The sequence below is a fragment of the Pseudomonas sp. FSL R10-1339 genome (assembly GCF_009600545.1).
Taxonomy (GTDB): Bacteria; Pseudomonadota; Gammaproteobacteria; order Pseudomonadales; family Pseudomonadaceae; genus Aquipseudomonas; species Aquipseudomonas bubulae.
The window spans coordinates 1-3,883 of record NZ_WIVQ01000170.1 but is presented as its reverse complement, the minus strand read 5'-3'; the positions used below and the strand labels follow the sequence as shown (position 1 = coordinate 3,883).

The following is a 3,883-nucleotide window of genomic DNA, read 5'->3' as shown; positions in this document are numbered from 1 at the left end:
TTCCCCGAATATTGCCAAACCGGCTGGCCCGGTTGGAATGATTAAACAACTTGATGAAATAACCGATAAAAGAGGCTTTTGGATAGAAGACGAAGCCGCCCAGATGTTCAAAGGTATTGAACAAACATCTGGCCCAATGAGTGAAATGAGGGACTACCTTCTAAAATTAAAAGAAGGTCAAAAAATAGAGCGTTTGACAGGAAAAGGCAATATTGTTGTTGAAGGGTTTAGAATGACCCAACTATTCATCAACACAATTGATTCAATGGCTAATACTTTATCCGAACAATCAATGAATGATGGGTTATTTAGGCGTTATACCGTTGCCATTGCAACGAAAGACGATGATAGACCTATGGTTAATTTTGCCTTATATGACCTTGAAAAAATCGTTGATGATACTCTTGAAGACGCATTCAACGCTTTATTTTCCCAGAATATCTTTGAAAATTCATATACTTTTGAAGAAGGTTCAGCAGCGGTATACGATGAATGTTTTTCATGGTTTTGGAATCGCCAATATTCTAAATTTATGTCCAACGATGAAAACAAATACCGCACATACATGATGGAAAGTTGGAAATATGCCGTATTTAATCACATCTTACATAAAAGACCCGGAACCGTTGTTTCTTGTGAAGATTTACAATATGGTTTGAAAGTTTCAATGTATTTACTTAATTCATTACAGCATTTTGTTAAGTTTAGGGCGAGAACTCTCGAACTAAAATTACCAGTGAAAAAAGATAGAATTGAACAAATCATGGACTTTATTAGAGCCAATGAGAATTCAAAAGATTTTGGAAATAGAATTGTTCAAAGAAAATTCAATATAAAGAAAGATGAACTTATATTGATATTGAATTCAATTAGAATTCACAAGCCAGAATTTAAAACTAAATTGTTTTCCATATTAGAAAAGTGATGTATTCAATAACGATTTCACCCCCTATTCCCATAATTAAAAATTATGGAAATAGTGGGCGATTGATTAAAAGAATACATACTTTAATGCTGTCTATTGAAAACAATTAAATCAATGTTACTATTTGAAAAAGAGCTTTTATTTTTAAATCGTGATTTATAATCAACCAGTTGATAATAATTTCACACTTTCCTTCGGAAAGACGCACTACGTGCTTGCGAATTTATTACTGGCCCTTGTCAGGGGGACAGAAGCAAAATCAAAAGCTGAACTGGTCAACTAGAAAATTTTCACCAATTCCATTGGCTCTAATTTCTCTCGTAGACCACTCTGGCGAAGTCTCAACCCTTGGCAGGGTTATCGCCATACGCAGTCACCAGCGGCCTTGTGGGCCTTCTGGATGACAAAGACAACTCAGTTCACCCGTTAGGTGAACATCGATCAGGAGCAAGATGACCAAAGTCAAAAATATGATCTGGAAGCGTTTAAATTTCACCGGTGTGAAATCAAAAACAAAAGGCAATATTCTCGGAACTAATCAATTAACTAAATCCCTTGAACATTCATTAAGACTTGTTCAAAAACACGGGATGGAATTTAATCTAGATTTGAAAATGAACAACTTAATTGTTCATAACAATAAAATTATTCAACTTGAAAATTTATCGAAAGTTGAACGCCGGGATATATTGAACAGCATAGTTGATCCTGCTGTTGCAATAAGTGAATCGAAACAGCAATCCACTGTTAACAATTCCGATCTTTCTAAATACTCATATAAACTGAAACAACTCATTCAAAAAAATGAATCACCCGAACTTTCTACACTTCTCGAAAGTATATTGACTAATAAAAACGAACCAATAAACAAGGGTGAAACCCTTGCCCAGTTAGAGCTTTTGACTTTAAAAAGAAAGGAACAAAAGAAGTCTTGCCTATCAACTTACATTGATTTGCATAATTCAAAAATGGAACTTTCAAAACCTATACCAGATAATTTTCACCAGAAAAGAACAGTTGTTCAAGAAGCTTTTTGGAAATTTCCATTTAATCAAAATGTAGATAATATCAAACCGGCTGATTATATAAATACAATCAATAGTTTTTATAAAGAACATTTTCCAGATTATCCAATTAAATTGATTGTGTTTCATGGTGATGAAATATCATCACCCCAAGATAATGGCTTGGCTGTTCACCCGCATATATTCATAGATGGTAAAAACAGTAAAACAAATAAATACGACATAATCGACCAAGAATTTAGAATGGTGAATAAATTCAGGGGGTTGAAAGGTCTTGAACCACTCGACAGGCACGATGGTAAATATTCAACCGCCGTTCAATTAGGTGTTGATTATCAAGAAATGATTTATAAACACGTCAATGAAAAACTTGCCAAATATAACTATGATATATCTGTTGAAGTTATACCCGATTCGGCAGAGAAAAAAGCAAGAAACAGGTTGATAAAAAAAGACACTTCCCAACCTAAAATCGACAGGGTTTATAATTCCATAAGTAGAGGCATGGAACAAAAAACAAAACTTGATAATGAATTGATTTTAGTTAATGAAAGAACTAAAAAAGCCACTAATGCAATTAGTGAGTTAAGTAAAAGTTTCAATGATACTAAAAGCAATTATTCAAATCAGTTGAAAGAATTTAAAACATCGGAGAAAAAGAAGGTTGATGATGATGTAAAGAAATACAAAGCTGATGAAATCAAAAGAAATGACGAATATATAAACGACCAATTGAAATTCATTGAAAGAATATCAAACATGTTCAAGTCAATAACTGATTTTGTTGAAGTTTGTGTTAATAGAACTTGGAAAATGGACACGAAGCGACCAACAAAAGAAAAAGTTGTTGAGGTTAATAAAAAACTTGATGAAATGTATAAAGCATTACCAACTACCGAAGGTAGAAAGATAATCAATGATTATCTTGATGAACAAAATAAATCACTTGAAAAATATGATGTTGAAGCAAGTTTTAAACCTAAAAAATTAACTCCATCACGCAAAACATTGAAATTGCATTGATTTGTTTTAATAGAGATGTAAAAAAAGCAGAATTTTTAATTCTGCTTTTTTTTCATCAGCGTGCCACAAGTGGCAAAATCAAAAGCGATTCTGGGTGAAAAGCGTGGGTCAAGGGCTTGGTTTTTCCCCAGATTTCAAGCAGCGTCGAGCTGGTTTTGTCATACCTTGTCATAGTGAGGTTTATGACAAATTTAGGCCCATAAAAGGTTGATTTTACGAGGTTTGGTAGTGCGTTTGTCATAAGTCATAGTGTCATAGCGTTTTGAAAAAAAAACATTATTTTGTCATAGGTATTGACATTCATTTATTTTTGTGCATTGTGTTTTGATGTTTCTGTATTTCATTGATTTTAAAGGGTTTTTTGCCGTTTATGGTTGTATGTCATACCTGTCATAACTGTCATAGGTTTTAAAATAAAAATCATTATTTGTCATAAACTTCCTTGACAAAATATTATGCCGGGTTATGATATATATAAGGAAGTTGTTTTTATATATAAACCAACTAACTAAACAACTAAGGAGGTAATAAAATGGCTATTAATGATTTAACTGAAAGTTATTTAAATTCGATAATTTTCAATGATGAACCAAGTAACATGCAAGATATATTGCCGTTGATTAACAACCCATTTGTTAATAGAAAAACAAATGATGCATTATCAATGCTATTTCATAGATTTTCAAAAAACACAGACATACCGTTAGGTATTCCAGTATTTAGCTTTTTTTCATATATTTCAGCTTTTTGTTTATTCAGTAAAGCCACTATGAAAATACCTAAAATGAGTAATAAAACCGAGTTAGATACTTGGGTTATGCTACTCGCACCTAGTGGAGCTTCTAAAACACTATCCAACAAGATTATAAGCGACTTAATTCCATTAGATTATGATGGAAATAAGGTTATT

At 32.5% G+C, this 3,883-nt stretch carries 3 protein-coding genes; all 3 read left to right on the top strand.

Translation table 11 applies throughout. The features are described 5' to 3' along the window. Positions 1–925, top strand: a 925-nt coding sequence (locus GHO03_RS23815) for a DUF3987 domain-containing protein (RefSeq protein ID WP_153400640.1), incomplete at its 5' end; no start/stop codon positions are given. A 452-nt stretch (positions 926–1,377) separates the two neighbouring features. Further along, complete coding sequence (locus tag GHO03_RS23810) at positions 1,378–2,973, top strand: hypothetical protein (protein WP_153400639.1); 1,596 nt, start codon at positions 1,378–1,380, stop codon at positions 2,971–2,973. A gap of 532 nt (positions 2,974–3,505) precedes the next feature. Continuing rightward, a partial coding sequence (locus GHO03_RS23805) for a hypothetical protein (RefSeq protein ID WP_153400638.1) occupies positions 3,506–3,883 on the top strand: 378 nt, incomplete at its 3' end.

Bases quoted from the DNA above. Each gene is read 5' to 3' on its own strand.
- GHO03_RS23810 (WP_153400639.1), top strand. From the start codon at position 1,378: ATGACCAAAGTCAAAAATATGATCTGGAAGCGTTTAAATTTCACCGGT.